Below are 15,237 nucleotides of genomic sequence, written 5' to 3' on the forward strand. Positions count from 1 at the left end.
TCTCACATCCGGAAGACGCCGAACTGCGGCTCGCCCAAGGGGGCGTTGGCACAGGCGGTCAGGGCGAGGCCGAGGACCTGGCGGGTCTCGAGCGGGTCGATGACGCCGTCGTCCCAGAGCCGGGCGGTGGCGTAGTAGGCGTTGCCCTGGGTCTCGTACTGGGCGCGGACGGGGGCCTTGAAGGCGTCCTCCTCCTCGGCGCTCCACTCCTCGCCGCGGGCCTCCATCTGGTCGCGCTTGACCGTGGCGAGGACCGAGGCGGCCTGCTCGCCGCCCATCACGGAGATCTTGGCGTTGGGCCACATCCACAGGAAGCGGGGGGAGTAGGCCCGGCCGCACATGGAGTAGTTGCCGGCGCCGTACGAGCCGCCGATGACGACCGTGAGCTTGGGGACCCGGGTGCAGGCCACGGCCGTGACCATCTTCGCGCCGTGCTTGGCGATGCCGCCCGCCTCGTAGTCCCGCCCGACCATGAAGCCGGAGATGTTCTGGAGGAACACCAGGGGGATGCCGCGCTGGTCGCACAGCTCGATGAAGTGGGCGCCCTTCTGGGCGGATTCGGAGAACAGGATGCCGTTGTTGGCGACGATGCCGACCGGGTGGCCGTGGAGGTGCGCGAAGCCGGTCACCAGCGTCGTGCCGTACTCGGCCTTGAACTCGGCGAACCGCGAGCCGTCCACGATCCGCGCGATCACCTCCCGCACGTCGTAGGGCGTGCGGGAGTCCACCGGCACCGCGCCGTACAGCCCGGCCGGATCGACCGCGGGCTCCTCGACGGGCCGCACCGTCCAGGGCAGCGCGGGCCGCTCGCCGAGGGTCGAGACGATGGTGCGGACGATGCGCAGCGCGTGGGCGTCGTCCTCGGCGAGGTGGTCGGTGACGCCGGAGGTGCGGGAGTGGACCTCGCCGCCGCCCAGCTCCTCGGCGGTGACGACCTCGCCGGTGGCGGCCTTCACCAGGGGCGGCCCGCCCAGGAAGATCGTGCCCTGGTTGCGGACGATCACGGCCTCGTCGCTCATGGCGGGGACGTACGCGCCGCCGGCCGTGCACGACCCGAGGACGGCCGCGATCTGCGGGATCCCGGCGCCGGACATCCGCGCCTGGTTGTAGAAGATCCGCCCGAAGTGCTCGCGGTCGGGGAACACCTCGTCCTGCATCGGCAGGAAGGCGCCACCGGAGTCCACGAGGTAGACGCACGGCAGGTGGTTCTCGAGGGCCACCTCCTGGGCGCGCAGGTGCTTCTTGACCGTCATCGGGTAGTACGTGCCGCCCTTGACCGTGGCGTCGTTGGCGACGATCACCACCTCGCGGCCGGAGACCCGCCCGATGCCGGCGATCACCCCGGCGGCCGGTGCGGCCCCGTCGTACATCCCCTCCGCGGCCAGCGGCGCCAGCTCCAGGAAGGGCGAGCCGGCATCCAGCAGGGCGTCGACCCGGTCGCGGGGCAGCAGCTTGCCGCGGGCGGTGTGCCGCGCCCGGGCCTTCTCGCCGCCGCCGAGGCGGGCCGCCGCGAGCCGTTCGCGCAGTTCGGCGGCGAGCTCGCGGTGTGCGGCCTCGTTGGCCCGCCAGGAGTCGGAGGCCGGATCGTCCCTCGGACTCCGGCCGAGGGACGCCCCGTCGCCTCCCAGCACCGGTGCCTGCTCCATCACTACGAGCCCCCTTGCTCGGTCGTCCGCCCGGCCACCGCGGTGCGCGGCCGCCGGGCATCCGGGTTAATGGGCGTTAACGTCATTTCCATCAGGTTAACGACCACTAACCCGGCTGTCTACAATCGACGGCATGAGTAATGCGCAGGCCCCCGCCCCGACCAGCCGCCGCGAGCAGATCCTGAAAGAGGCCGCCCGGCTCTTCGCCGAGCGCGGGTTCCACGGCGTCGGCGTGGACGAGATAGGGGCGGCCGTCGGTATCTCCGGCCCCGGGCTCTACCGCCACTTCGCGGGCAAGGACGCGATGCTCGCCGAGCTGCTGGTGGGGATCAGTGAGCGGCTCCTCGCGGGCGGCCGGATGCGGGTCGCGGAGGGCGGCGACGACCCCGAGGCGGTGCTGCACGCACTGATCGACGGTCACATCGACTTCGCACTGGACGACCGCCCGCTGATCACCGTGCACGACCGCGAGCTGGACCGGCTGCGCGAGGCCGACCGCAAGCGGGTGCGCCAGCTCCAGCGGCAGTACGTCGAGCTGTGGGTGGAGGTCGTCCGCCGGGTCCACCCGGGCCCCTCGGAGTCCCAGGCCCGGGCCGCCGTGCACGCCGTCTTCGGCCTGCTGAACTCCACCCCCCATCTGGGCCGCCCCGGCGCCCTCCCGGGCCGCACGGAGATGGCGGAGCTGCTGCACCGGCTGGCGCTGGGGGCCTTCGGAGCGGTGGCCGGGGCGCCGGCGGCGGGCGGTCCGGTGGCCGGGGGGCCGGTGGCCGCGGGCGCGTAGTGCGCTGCCGCACACCTTGTGGTTGAGGTCTGGACAGTCCAGGTGACCGGCCGGTAGCTTTCGCCTGAGCAAGCGCTTAGACGGGCGTTTGGACCGGTGACCTGGAGGAGGCGACGTAGCAATGCGCCGTACGGTGTTCAACGAGGACCACGAGGCGTTCCGCGAGACCATACGCGCCTTCATCGAGGGCGAGGTCGTACCGGTCCACGAGGAGTGGTTCGCGGCCGGCCAGGTCCCGCGCGAGTTCTACTACAAGCTCGCCGAGCTGGGCGTCTTCGGCATCCGGGTGCCCGAGGAGTACGGCGGCGCCGGCATCGACTCGCACAAGTTCGAGGCCGTGATGTACGAGGAGACCGCCCGCGCCGGCGTCACCTTCGGCGGCTCCGGCGTGCACGTCCTCCTCGGCCTGCCGTACATCCAGATGCTCGCCACCGACGAGCAGAAGAAGCGCTACCTGCCGAAGTTCGTCACCGGCGAGGAGATGTGGGCGCTGGCGATGACCGAGCCGGGCACCGGCTCCGACCTCGCCGGCATGAAGACCACCGCCAAGCTGAGCGAGGACGGCACGCACTACGTCCTCAACGGCTCCAAGACCTTCATCACCGGCGGCGTGCACGCCGACCGCGTCATCGTCTGCGCCCGCACCGCCGCGCCCACCGCCGAGGACCGCCGCCACGGCATCTCCCTCTTCGCCGTGGACACCACGTCCGAGGGCTACTCCATCGGCCGCAAGCTCGACAAGCTCGGCCTGCGCACCTCCGACACCGCCGAGCTGGCCTTCGTCGACGTCAAGGTCCCCGTCGAGGACCTGCTCGGCGAGGAGAACAAGGGCTTCTACTACCTCGGCCAGAACCTCCCCTCCGAGCGCTGGGGCATCGCCTTCGGCGCGTACGCGCAGGCCAAGGCCGCCGTCCGGTTCGCGCAGCAGTACGTCCAGGACCGCACCGTCTTCGGCAAGACCGTCGCGTCCTTCCAGAACACCAAGTTCGAACTGGCCGCCTGCCAGGCGGAGGTGGACGCCGCCGAGGCCGTCGCCGACCGCGCCCTGGAGGCCCTGGACGCCGGTGAACTGACCCCCGCCGAGGCCGCCTCCGCCAAGCTCTTCTGCACCGAGGTCGCCCACCGCGTGATCGACCGCTGCCTCCAGCTGCACGGCGGCTACGGCTTCATGAACGAGTACCCGATCGCCCGCCTGTACGCCGACAACCGTGTCAACCGCATCTACGGCGGCACCAGCGAGGTCATGAAGTCCATCATCGCCAAGTCCATGGGCCTGTAAGCCCGTTGGGGCCCACGCACGTGAACGACGCACTCCGGTCCCTGCTCGATCTGCTCGACCTGGAGCGGATCGAGCAGGACATCTTCCGCGGCCAGAGCCGGGCGGCGCTGGTGCCCCGGGTCTTCGGCGGCCAGGTCGCCGCCCAGGCACTGGTCGCCGCCGGCCGCACCGTCCCCGCCGACCGGCCGCCGCACTCGCTGCACGCGTACTTCCTGCGCCCCGGCGACCCCGGCGCGCCCATCGTCTACACCGTCGACCGGATCCGCGACGGGCGGTCCTTCACCACCCGCCGGGTCGTCGCCGTCCAGCACGGCCAGCCGATCTTCCACCTCTCCGCCTCCTTCCAGGAGTACGAGGAGGGGCTGGACCACCAGACGGACATGCCGCCCGCGCCCGACCCGGAATCCCTGCCGACGGCCGCCGAGATGCTGCCCCGCCACCTCCCGGCGGACATCGCCGAACGGCTGGTCGAGGCCCGCTCCGCGGTCGACCTGCGGTACGCGGACACCCCGCCCTGGGGAACCGTCGGGCGACCGCGCGCCCCGCGCTCCCAGGTCTGGTTCAAGGCGGGCGGCAAGGTCGCCGACGAGCCCCTGCTGCACGTCTGCCTGGCCACCTACGTCTCCGACATGACGCTGCTGGACTCCGTCCTGCTCGCCCACGGCCGCGGCGGCTGGGCCGTCGGCGACGTCGTCGGCGCCTCCCTGGACCACGCCATGTGGTTCCACCGCCCCTTCCGCGCCGACGAATGGCTCCTCTACGACCAGGAATCCCCCTCCGCCTCGGGCGGCCGAGGCCTGGGCCAGGCCCGCATCTGGACCCAGCACGGCCAACTCGCGGTCTCGGTCATCCAGGAGGGGGTCGTGCGGGTGCCGCGGGGGTAGCGCGGCGGGTGGGGCGGGGGCGGGCGTGGCTGGTGAGCGACGGCGGCGGTTGCGTCTTGAGGTGGTTGTACGGCCCTAGGGGTGTCATCGGCCGCTTAGGGCATGGCACCCCCACCGGGGGGCTGGCCGTCCTCAGTGGAAGTCCCCCGCCGCAATCCGCTCAACTCGGGTCCGCCGCACCATCAAGGAGGCCGGGTCATTCACCGGCCACTCCTTGACTCCCGGCCTTCGCAGGTAGAAGACGCCCTTGCGGATATCGGTGACCACAGCCACCCGCTCCGGTGCGTACTCGACCTCATCGCCAACTCCCGGCAGTTTCCCGGGATTCACAGGGCGGCCTCCGCTTCCGTGCAGAGGCCGAGCCGGGCGGCGCACGGCCGGCACACGTGCAGATCGTCCGGACCTGTGATCTTCTCCCGCGCCAGGCTGTAGCCGAAGTGGCAGCAGGGGCAGGCGTTACCGGTGATCTCGTCGACCGTCCACGTCTTCGAGTTCGAGGCCGGAACGGTGTCCCATCCAATGTTCATGACGCACCTCCGAGACCGAGGTAGGCGGCCCATTCACCGGAGTCCCAGCTAATGGGGTCGCCGTGCCGGTGGCGAAATGCGCGGGCCTCGGGCGGAAGAGATCTTGCATCGGTGCGTACGACGGCGGGTCCCGAGCGGGGGCGCGGAGCGGCATCGGCGAGAGTGCGGCGAGCGTTTGATGCAGTCGGCATCGTGGTCGGTCCTCCAGATCGCTGCTGACATGACCAGCTAACGCGGCACCGGGGCAGCGTTCTGAGGGAGATCAGGGGCCCTCTTATGCCCGCTGCCTAGGGCGATTTGGGAACTCCTTTGGCTGACGCCCAAGTGAGCGCGGAGTTACCGTGCGTGCATGAACTCCTCGCGGAACAGGACGCTTGAGGCGTGGATGAAGGAGCACGGTTACAGCTCCAATTCGCTGGCGGAAGCGGTGAATTCGGCAGTGGGGGACCTCACCGGCAGATTCGGGGGACTGGACGGCTCATCGATCCGGGACTGGAAAGCGGGCCGTGTACGGTGGCCGAAGTCCGCGACCCGCGTCGCGCTGGAGAAGGTCACCGGCCTGCCCGCCACCGCCTTAGGGTTCGTACCGCGGGGTCGCGCGTCGTCCATCCCCGCCTCACTGCCGGAGGACCCCGTGGAACGCCGTCGCTTCCTGGCCGCCGGGACGGCCGTGGTCGCAGCCGCGGCCACACCTCACTACGCCTCCTATCGCCGCGTCGGGGCAAGCGATGTCCAGCGTCTTCAGCGCCGCTTCGACGAGATCGTCGTGAGTGACCACAGGCACGGGGGCCAGCCCGGCATCGAACGGAAGGCGGCCGCCCTCGCCGACGAAGCGCTGGCTCTACAGAGTTCCGGAGGCGCCAGTCAGCGAGTCCGGGCATACATTTACGGATGCGCAGCGGCATTTCGTTCCTCGGCGATGTGGGCCGCGATCGACGGGCGGCGGTACGACCACGCGGTCATGCACATGCGCGAAGCTCAGGCACTCGCGGAGTTGGCGGCCGACCCGGCAATCAAATTCCGGATCTGGTCGCACGCCGGAACGCTTTACCGGCACATGGGGTGCCCCACCGAAGCCGTTGCCGCGAATGATGTTGCGAGAAATGTGCTCGTGACCCGTCGCGACCCGATGTTCGCCTCCTTGGGTTATGCAAGGCAGGCGGCTTGCTATGCGCTCACCGGCGACGCCACTGCCGCACGGCGTGCCCTTGGCCGTGCCGAGGACGCGCTCGACCGGGCCGACCCAGAACTCGCCAGGCCGGCGTGGATGGCGGCGGTCGCCAATGGCGCAGAACTTGCCTCACTCGCCCTCACCGCGCATCTGAGCCTCGGCAACTTCGAGCAGGCCGAAGCCCATGCACACCGCAGCTTGACGCGCCTCCAGCCCCATATGCAGCGCGACCGGGCGCTCAACACCGCTCGCCTCGCTCACGCCCAGCTCGGCCAGACTGATCTCGGTCCGGCCGTCGCCACGGCGATGTCCGTGCCGGCCGAAATCGTCGCCCGTCACCCACGCGTCACCATCCTGATCAGCGACTTCGGTACCAAACTCCGCATCACCGCACCGTCCAGTCGGCTCGTCGGTGCTTGGCACGAGTACGCCCACACTTGTCTGCCGAACACCGCATGGCCCTGACCGTGGAAGCCATCTGACTGCACACCCGTGGCAGCACCTCGAAGTCGGTTGGACCGTGTTCCGTGCCCATGCGCGGGGCGAGTCGTCGGCTACGCATACGCCAACACCGTGGATGCAGAGGACCGTTGCTGCAAACGTGTCACGCCTGCGCCACCGGCCGAAGACACCGGCAGGAACGCCGTAGCTCTGAAGGAATTCGGCGTTCGCCTTCCCTGGCGCGGTAGGGAACAGCTCGGCTTATCCATGACGCCCTCTGCGCCGAGCGCAGTGAGCCGTATGTCAGCCTCATGGTCAATCCCCTCGCCGGGGACGGCAAGGTGCACCGGCTCTACCAGCGCTGGGGGTACGAGGACATCGGCCGTACCCAGCCCCCAGCGGACGCACCGGTCCTGACCACGATGATCAGGGCCTTGCGTTGACTCCGGGCGAGGCCAGGCCGAGTGACCGTGGAATGGACGTGTACGGGCTGGCCGTGGCGCCACTCAGAGAGATGGAACCATCGTTACGGGTGACGTCGACAGTGAAAGGTGGATACAACGGGGTGGCGGGACTGGTCTATTTCAAAAAGACGGTTGAGGATGCCGACGCCGTTGTCTACTCGTTCGGCGAGGACGCTTCTGAGATGACGCGCCAGCTGATCGTGGACAAGGGAAATCGCCGGACGCGGTCAGGCGACGGGGGCATCGACTATTCCTTCCTCAAGGCGTCGCGAAAGATCAACTCAATGTACGAGCAGGCAGGTGAGTGGCCTGACTGCGGAATGAGTGCCAGCTGATTTCCTCCGTCGCGGCGGTGTCCCTCGCGCTAGGTGAGGAGCGAGGTCGGAGCCACGAGGCGGGCCCGTTCGTAGAGTTGGCGCGCGGTCGGATGTGCCCTTGACGCCACTGATGGGCCGATGGCTCGCGGTACTTGAGCGGAGTTCCGCACTCGGTGTCGATACGGTTCACCGCTTGGGGCGAACTGCCGCAGCATCCAGCCGGTCTGCCGGTAAAGCCGTTCAAGATGTCGGTTCGGCGACCGAGTGCCCACTAGCCATCAACTCCCCGGTGCGTGCGAGCACTTAAAGCTCTTAAGCGCCGCTACTGCGCGAGGCAAGTCACCCCGCCCCCTCCGATAGTCATCACTGGCCCCCCGTCGAGATGCCCCGCGCCCCGCGCTTGCTTCAAGTGCACTTGAAGGTCCTAACGTTGCCGGCATGACGGTGATCGACAGCACGTCCGTGATCTCCCCGCCCGTGGACGTTTGTGTGGTCGCGGGGACGGAGCATCCGCGGCCCGACGGCCAGGACCGTTACACGATCAGTGAGGTGGCGGCGTACACCGGGCTGAGTGCGCCCACCCTGCGCTGGTACGAGGAGATCGGTCTGCTGCCGGACGTGGAGCGGTCGCACAACGGCCAGCGCCGGTTCGGCAACCGGGACCTGGACTGGCTGGCCTTCGTGCGCAGGCTGCGGATGACCGGGATGCCGGTCGCCGACATGGTGCACTTCGCGGGGCTGGTCCAGCGTGGTGAGGACACCTTCGGCGAGCGGCGGGAGATCCTCGAACGGACCCGGCGCGAGGTCGTTGTGCGGATGGCAGAGCTGCAGGAAACCCTCGCCGTACTCGACGCCAAGATCGACTTCTATGCGGGCGCCCCCCAGGCGTCGGAAAGGGCCTGAGCGCCATCATGAGCAACGCCAACACCAGCAATGCCAGCACGAGCAATGCCCACACCAGCAATGACAACGCGACCCACGCCATCGAGCAGATCCGTAAGGTCGAGCTGGGGGCCGGTGGTCCCCTCGTCGGTGTCCAGGGCTTCGGGGCCATGGGGATCAGTGTCGCGTACGGGGACACGGACGACGCGGCGGCCCGGGACACCCTGGAGGCCACCGTGGAGGCGGGCGTCACGCTCATCGACACCGCCGACATGTACGGCGTCGGGGCCAACGAGGAGTTCCTCGCGCCGTTCGTCGGCGCGCACCGTGACGAGATCACCCTGGCCACCAAGTTCGGCATCGAGTACCGGGCGGACGACCCGAAGTACCGGGCCATCCGCAACGATCCCGGCTATATCAAGAAGGCCGTCGAGGCGAGTCTGCGCCGGTTGAGCGTGGAGGTCATCGACCTTTACTACATGCACCGGCGCGATCCTGCCGTTCCGCTGGCGGAGTCCGTCGGGGCCATGGCCGAGTTGGTGCGGGAGGGAAAGGTGAAGTACCTGGGGCTGAGTGAGGTCACCGGTGCGGAGCTGCGCGAGGCGCACGCCGTGCATCCGATCACCGCCCTGCAGACGGAGTGGTCGGTCTTCAGCCGGGACGTCGAGCGCAGCGCGGTGGGCGTGGCCGCCGAGCTCGGGGTCGCCTTCGTGCCGTACTCGCCGCTCGGCCGGGGATTCTTGACCGGTGCCTTCACCGACGCGGGCAAGGAGCTCTCCGGCGGCGACTTCCGGCAGTTGATGCCGCGCTACACCGGGGACAACGCCAAGGCGAACGCCGCTCTGCTGGAGCCGCTGCACAAGATCGCCGCCGAGCATGGCGCGACTACGGCGCAGATCGCGCTGGCCTGGGTGCAGCAGCGGGCCGAGGTGCACGGCCTGACCGTGGTGCCGATCCCCGGGACCCGTAAGCGGAGCCGGCTGCTGGAGAACGCCGCGGCCACCCGGATCACGCTGACCGCCGACGAACTGGCGCTGCTGGAGCCGATCGCCGGGCAGGTGGCGGGCGAGCGCTATGCGGACATGTCCCTCACCTCCGCGGCGCGGGAAGATTGAGGACGCCGTACGGCCGGACCGTTCAGGCCAGCCCCGCCGCGTCCAGCAGGTACGCCGTCAGCGGGTCGTAGTAGCGGGGGCTGCGGACGTGGTCGTCGAGGGGGACGGTGACCTGGAGGGTGCCCTCGGCCTCGGCGAGGAAGAGGGCCGGGTCGTTGGAGTCGGCGAAGCCGATCGCGTCCAGGCCGCGCTGGCCCGCGCAGCCCGCCCAGCCGTGGTCGGCCACCACCAGGTCCGGCAGTGGGCGGCCGGCCCGCTCCAGCCCGTCGAGGATCGCGGCCATCGGCTCGGGGGAGTGGGTGTGCCACAGCGTCGCCCCGCGCTCCAGCATCGCCACGTCGGCGAACTGGAAGACCATGCCCTCGTCCGCCTGCAGCCCGTCCGGGATGACGACGATCTCGCAGCCGGCGGCGCGGAGTGCCGCGGCGGTCGCACGGTGCACGTCGAGCAGGCCGCCCGGGTGGCCGGTCGCGAACAGCACCCGCTGCTCACCGGCCGCCGCCTTGCGCAGCAGCGCCGCCGCCCGCTCCAGCGCGTCCACCGTCAGCTCGGGGTCGATGGTGTCCTGGCCCTGCCGGTGGTGCGGGTCGTCGCTCACCCCGCAGCGCTCCGCCATCACGGCCAGTACGTCCTGCTCGTCGGCCCACCGGTCGCCGAATTCCAGGCCGAACCAGAAGTAGCGGTCACCGTTGGCGAGCTTGCGGTAGTGGGAGAGGTTGTTCTCCCGGGGGGTGGCGACCTCCCCGGCGATCCGGGTGCGGACGAGATGGTCGACGAGTTCGGCGCGCGACGGAACGGCGGCTGCGGAGGCTATCGGCATAGCGCCATTGTGCCCGGACGTATGTTCCGGGGCGGGGGAGTTCCGTACGCCGGACAGACGCGAGCACGGATACGGGCGGCGCTGGACGAAATGTCGAAGCCACACCTCTTTCCGTGGCGGAAATGTCCATGGGCGGGAGGCGGCGCCGTCCCTACCCTCGCCTCATGACCACCGCAGCCAGCGCTTCCCACGAGCCCGTCGGCCCCGTCGACTCCTCCCGCATCCCCCGCTACGCCGGGCCCGCCACCTTCGCCCGCCTGCCCCGCCTGGACGAGGTCGGCGGCCGGGCCGACGTGGCCGTCGTCGGCGTGCCCTTCGACAGCGGCGTCTCCTACCGCCCCGGTGCCCGCTTCGGCGGCAACGCGATCCGTGAGGCGTCGCGGCTGCTGCGCCCGTACAACCCGGCGCAGGACGCGTCGCCGTTCGCGCTGGCGCAGGTCGCGGACGCCGGTGACATCGCCGCGAACCCGTTCAACATCAACGAGGCCGTCGAGACCATAGAGGCGGCCGCCGACGATCTTCTCGGGACCGGCGCGCGCATGATGACGCTCGGCGGTGACCACACCATCGCGCTGCCGCTGCTGCGGTCCGTCGCCAAGAAGCACGGGCCGGTCGCGCTGCTGCACTTCGACGCGCACCTCGACACCTGGGACACGTACTTCGGCGCCGAGTACACCCACGGCACGCCGTTCCGCCGCGCCGTGGAGGAGGGCATCCTCGACACCTCGGCGCTCTCCCACGTGGGCACGCGCGGACCGCTGTACGGCAAGAAGGACCTCACCGACGACGAGAAGATGGGCTTCGGCATCGTCACGTCCTCGGACATCTACCGGCGCGGCGCCGACGAGGTCGCCGACCAGCTGCGGCAGCGCATCGGGGACCGGCCGCTGTACATCTCGATCGACATCGACTGCCTGGACCCGGCGCACGCCCCCGGCACCGGCACCCCCGAGGCCGGCGGCATGACCTCGCGCGAGCTGCTGGAGATCCTGCGCGGGCTCTCCTCCTGCAACCTGGTCTCCGCCGACGTCGTCGAGGTGGCGCCGGCCTACGACCACGCCGAGATCACGGCCGTGGCCGCCTCGCACACCGCGTACGAGCTGACCACGATCATGTCCCGGCAGATCGCCGCCGCGCGGCAGGACTGAGCCCGGGCGGCGGAGCGAGGGGAGGCAGGAGCGAGGGCGCGGTCAGTCGGTCTCGTCGTACAGGGTGTCCGTCCAGGCCGGCGACTCCGCCCCCTCCTCGTCGATCGCCTCCAGGTCGGTCTCGATGAGGTGCCGGATGCGTTCGCGTTCGGCGCGGCCGGCGGCCATGGGGAGGAGGCACCGCCCCAGGACGTACCCCTGGAGCATCGCCACGAAGGCGGGCAGGCTGCTTGCGACGAGGGGCTGCTCGTACCCGTACCCCTCCTCGGCGGGGACCGCGTAGACGCCGCCGCCCTCGCCGTCGACGACGAGCGGGAAGCCGCCCCAGACGCCGAGCCGGTAGTACGCGCCCCGGCCGGCCGACTCGGGCACGTCCTCGTCCTCGGTGAACTCCCAGACCTGCTCCGCCGACAGCTCGGCGAGCGGCTCCTCGGCGAGCACGGCCAGCCGCATCTCCGCGCCGCGGAACGCCGGCAGCCCGGTCTCCGTCAGCAGCCGGCGCGCCGCCTCGTCCCGCAGCCCGTCGGGCAGCGCGCCGGCCGGGACCTGCTGTACGGTGCCCGGCCCGAACAGCTCCTCCAGCACGGCGCTATCGGGTGCGGGCCAGTCGGTGCCGCCGTCGACCCGGCCGAAGGGTGCGAAGAACGGCTCGCCGTGGACCGGACCGAAGGCATCCAGGGCCCTCGGGCTCCGTGGACGCACCGCACCCGCCGGATTCCCGGAAGGGTCCGGGTCCGGACCCGCGGGTGCGGGCTCCACGGCGAAAATGCCGCCCAGGCCGGCGACCACCACCAGCGCGTCCGGGCCGTCCGGGCCGTCCGGGCCGTCGAGGCGGACGGCGTCGGTCAGCAGCTCGGGTTCGCTGCCGTAGCTCGTCAACTGGACCCATGGCTGGGTGAGTTGCGGGTCGCGGTCGCGCGGCCAGAGCGGTTCCGACTGGCCCGGCTGCGGGATGCCGTCGCTCCAGGGGCCGCCGAGCTGCTCACCGGTCGCGGCGTCCCAGATCCGCACCCGGCGGTCCCAGGCGCCCCGGCCGGCGACCACGTGCCGGCCGGCGGCGGCCGACACCTCGGCGGTGACGTCGGTGAGGGACTGCAGCGGGCCTGGTTGCAGGTGTGCGAGATCCCAACCGCCTGGTGGACGCCAGTGCGCCCAGCGGACCTTCCAGGGGAGCGGGACGCCCGAGCGCTCGATACCGGCCGCCACCTCGCTGTCGCCCCGTACGGTGCTCATCAGGTGCAGCCAGGACGCCCAGGTGCCCTGGGGGAGCGAGTCGACCCCGCTCAGCCACAGGTTGGCGGCGTCGCCGGCCGGTGAGCGCCGGTCGAGGGGGCGCGGCGACCGGTAATTCGCCGCGTCCAGCAGCGCCACCTGGTCCAGGTGCGCCAGCACCTCGCCGGTGCGCTGGACGTCGTCGAACCGGCCGGCCCGTACGGCGTGCATCGGCAGGGCGTGCGCGGCGTACTCCCCGACCGGGTCGGTGAGGTGACCCGGCGCCGACAGCCGGTGCGTCAGCCGGTCCACGAGTCGGCCGCCGGCGGCGCGGAACCGCTCCTCGTCGACGCCCCGGCGGATCCGGCGGGCGGTCCGCTCGTCCAGGAAGGAGACCCGGGCGCCCTCGACGGTGAGCAGGTCGGAGAATTGTCCGGCGAATTCCGCCAACGCATCGTCATCGGAGGGAAGGTGGGCGCCGATGGCGTCGGCCAGCTCGCGCCACACGGTCAACGGGGTCCGCGGAAGCTCCGCCAGTGCCAGGGCCTCCACGGCGGGCGGCACGGAGGCAGGTGGAGCCTCGGCCGGTGACCCGGATTGCAGGTGCAGCGCCAACAGGCCCCGGATCCTGGGTGTCCGGGGCGGCCGATCGGCCTCCACCACAACCTTGGTGCGGGCCGTGAGCGCCAGGTCGCGTGCCAGGGTGCGGACCACGCGCTCCGGCTGGGCGGAGGTCCGGGTGCGGCCCGCGCGGTGTGCATTGGCCAGGAACACCGGGCGCTCGCCGAGGTCCGACGTGCGCAGTTCACCGCGCCATCCCGCACGGCGGTGCGGCGGGGACTCGACTCCTGCAGCCGACAACACACGCTGCAGGACCTCCTCGGCGGTGAGCCCCGTGGCGTCCACCCAGACCGCGGCCGGCAGGGCGTCACGGACCCGCCGGAGCACCCCGGTCCGGCCGGATTCCGGAGCCCCCACCAGTTCGGTGACCGGCTCCCGCTCCCCGTCGCGCCACCATCGGAGGATCCGCTCGACGGCGTCATCGGCACGGATGTCCTCGTAGGAATTCCCGGGGCTCGACATCATGTCCCTTCACCAGCTGACGACGTGCTGACGGTCCGCCACGAGCCGACGACCTGCTGACGGCCCGGCACCATGGCACCTACCTCGGGTGGCCGAGGTCATACCTGGGTGGCAATGATGCTCCACAGGTTCCGCATGCGGTCGATCCGCTCCTCGAACTGGCGGTCCTGTTCCACCATCGCCGGTGAATCCGGAACGCGGCTGCGTACCTCTTCGTCGATTTCCCGCAGCCTTTCCTTGGGGAGTTTCCGTACGCCCAGTTCCTCGCGGGCCGCCTTCATCTCCTCCTGCCGGATCCGGTTCCGCTCCTGCACCACGTCTGCGTCCGTGCGGTAGACCGTGCTGTAGTAGACGGGAACCTGCTGGCCCCCGCCCTGCTCCTTGGCCAGTTTGATCAAGTAGTCGGAACAGTTGTGCTTGCCGAGTGCGCCCTTCTTGTCGCCGCACGGCTCGCGTTCCGTATACAGGCCGGCCAAGGTGTACTTGTTCCCGGAGAGCCGGTTCGCTTCCTTCAGCCAGGTACCGAGGTTCTTCTCGGAGTGTTTTCCGGGTTCGTCCCCGTGCTTCGGGTGCGAGGAATCCACGACGTATTCGACGCCATTGGGGCCGTGCACCTCGATGACCGCGTAATTCCGGCCGGTCGGGTCCGGACCGTGTTTGCCGATGTTTTCACTGGGGTTGTCGACGTTGCGGAGCAGCGCGTTCATCCTGTTGGCGGCGGCCCGCTCGTGCAGTTCGGCACCGGCCGAGCTCTTCCCGTCGTTCACCGGGTTCGAGTGGACGCCGTATTCCTGGTGGAAGCTGTGGCTGAGCCGGCCGAGGGTGGCGACCACGGCCATCCGCTCACCGCGGTTCAGGTCGTTGAACCCGTTCAGGTGCTCGGCCAGTTGGTTGGCGTTGAGCCGCACCGGGCCGTCCGCGCCGGGCTGGTCCCCGGCCGCGGCCTGCAGGACGCGGGCGAGGCTTCCGTCGTTGGCCCAGTCCCGCATCTGTTGGTCCAGGACATCGTGCTGGATCTGGTGGACCGGGGTGTTCTCGTTCGCCCGGAGCCGGTCCTGGGCGTCGTCCGGCGGCAGGCCGTCCTGGTGGGTGCCGGGCCGCTCGCCGTGCACCGGATGCCGCTGGTCGTCGCGCTCGATGTCGGATGCTTCGCCGGGGTGTTTGCGCTTCTCGCCGGCGCCGGCGGGTTCGGCGGCGGGCCGCCGGCCGTGGTCGGTGGGGCGGTCGTGGTCACCGGTGTGGTGCTCGGTCGGTGTGGGGGCGGTGGGGCGGCGGTCGGCGTCGAGGGGGATGGCGTGGACGCCGTTGGTGCCGTCGTGGAGGGGTTTGTTGCTGGTTTTGCCGGTTTGGGCGTCGACGTAGGTGATGTTGCCGTTGTGGTTGACGACGTTCCAGGCGTGGGCGCGGCCGTTGTTGTCCTGGGTGACGATGACGGCTTGGGAGCCGTGGCCGTTGTTGCGGAGGTCG

The 15,237-nt window shown here is 70.6% G+C and carries 13 protein-coding genes and 1 pseudogene; 9 read left to right on the forward strand and 5 right to left on the reverse strand.

Annotated elements, in window-relative coordinates:
* Window positions 1-2: 2 nt before the first annotated feature.
* Entirely contained in the window at window positions 3-1,646 is a 1,644-nt protein-coding gene (locus IG62_RS0123375) for a carboxyl transferase domain-containing protein (protein ID WP_030806554.1), read from the reverse strand.
* A gap of 133 nt (window positions 1,647-1,779) precedes the next feature.
* On the opposite strand from IG62_RS0123375, the gene IG62_RS0123380 reads away from it, so the two are divergent.
* From IG62_RS0123380 to IG62_RS0123390, 3 genes are all read left to right on the forward strand, one after another.
* Window positions 1,780-2,427, forward strand: a complete 648-nt coding sequence (locus tag IG62_RS0123380) for a TetR/AcrR family transcriptional regulator (RefSeq protein WP_030806557.1) — start codon at window positions 1,780-1,782, stop codon at window positions 2,425-2,427.
* Window positions 2,428-2,548: 121 nt separating this feature from the next.
* A complete protein-coding gene (locus tag IG62_RS0123385) occupies window positions 2,549-3,706 on the forward strand; it encodes an acyl-CoA dehydrogenase family protein (RefSeq protein WP_030806560.1) in 1,158 nt (385 codons plus the stop codon).
* Window positions 3,707-3,726: 20 nt separating this feature from the next.
* On the forward strand, window positions 3,727-4,590 hold the full coding sequence (locus IG62_RS0123390) for an acyl-CoA thioesterase (protein ID WP_030806563.1): 864 nt from the start codon (window positions 3,727-3,729) through the stop codon (window positions 4,588-4,590).
* A gap of 326 nt (window positions 4,591-4,916) precedes the next feature.
* On the opposite strand, the gene IG62_RS0123400 is transcribed toward IG62_RS0123390, so the two are convergent.
* Entirely contained in the window at window positions 4,917-5,117 is a 201-nt protein-coding gene (locus IG62_RS0123400) for a hypothetical protein (protein ID WP_030806570.1), read from the reverse strand.
* A 349-nt stretch (window positions 5,118-5,466) separates the two neighbouring features.
* Between IG62_RS0123400 and IG62_RS0123405 the strand changes: the two genes are divergently transcribed.
* The 5 genes and pseudogenes from IG62_RS0123405 (at window position 5,467) to IG62_RS0123425 (ending at window position 9,507) form a co-directional block, all read left to right on the forward strand.
* On the forward strand, window positions 5,467-6,753 hold the full coding sequence (locus IG62_RS0123405) for a hypothetical protein (protein WP_030806574.1): 1,287 nt from the start codon (window positions 5,467-5,469) through the stop codon (window positions 6,751-6,753).
* A 75-nt stretch (window positions 6,754-6,828) separates the two neighbouring features.
* Window positions 6,829-7,172: pseudogene (locus IG62_RS48925) on the forward strand (GNAT family N-acetyltransferase); the annotation flags it as partial.
* A gap of 122 nt (window positions 7,173-7,294) precedes the next feature.
* Window positions 7,295-7,528: a hypothetical protein gene (locus IG62_RS47325; protein WP_030806576.1), complete on the forward strand. Its 234-nt coding sequence runs from the start codon at window positions 7,295-7,297 to the stop codon at window positions 7,526-7,528.
* 420 nt (window positions 7,529-7,948) lie between these two features.
* Window positions 7,949-8,413: a MerR family transcriptional regulator gene (locus IG62_RS0123420; protein WP_030806583.1), complete on the forward strand. Its 465-nt coding sequence runs from the start codon at window positions 7,949-7,951 to the stop codon at window positions 8,411-8,413.
* Between the two features lie 8 nt (window positions 8,414-8,421).
* Window positions 8,422-9,507, forward strand: coding sequence for an aldo/keto reductase (locus tag IG62_RS0123425; RefSeq protein WP_078872183.1), 1,086 nt, complete (start codon window positions 8,422-8,424; stop codon window positions 9,505-9,507).
* Window positions 9,508-9,529: 22 nt separating this feature from the next.
* Here the strand turns inward: IG62_RS0123425 and IG62_RS0123430 are convergent, their stop codons facing one another.
* On the reverse strand, window positions 9,530-10,327 hold the full coding sequence (locus tag IG62_RS0123430; RefSeq protein ID WP_030806590.1) for a phosphatase: 798 nt from the start codon (window positions 10,325-10,327) through the stop codon (window positions 9,530-9,532).
* A gap of 164 nt (window positions 10,328-10,491) precedes the next feature.
* On the opposite strand from IG62_RS0123430, the gene speB reads away from it, so the two are divergent.
* On the forward strand, window positions 10,492-11,475 hold the full coding sequence (gene speB / locus IG62_RS0123435) for an agmatinase (RefSeq protein ID WP_030806593.1): 984 nt from the start codon (window positions 10,492-10,494) through the stop codon (window positions 11,473-11,475).
* Between the two features lie 42 nt (window positions 11,476-11,517).
* Here the strand turns inward: speB and IG62_RS0123440 are convergent, their stop codons facing one another.
* Window positions 11,518-13,773, reverse strand: a complete 2,256-nt coding sequence (locus tag IG62_RS0123440; RefSeq protein WP_030806596.1) for an SUKH-4 family immunity protein — start codon at window positions 13,771-13,773, stop codon at window positions 11,518-11,520.
* Window positions 13,774-13,868: 95 nt separating this feature from the next.
* Window positions 13,869-15,237 (reverse strand): toxin glutamine deamidase domain-containing protein (locus tag IG62_RS0123445; RefSeq protein WP_030806602.1); only part of this gene is annotated, 1,369 nt, incomplete at its 5' end.

The organism is Streptomyces sp. NRRL S-337 (genome assembly GCF_000720175.1).
Taxonomy (GTDB): Bacteria; Actinomycetota; Actinomycetes; order Streptomycetales; family Streptomycetaceae; genus Streptomyces; species Streptomyces siderophoricus.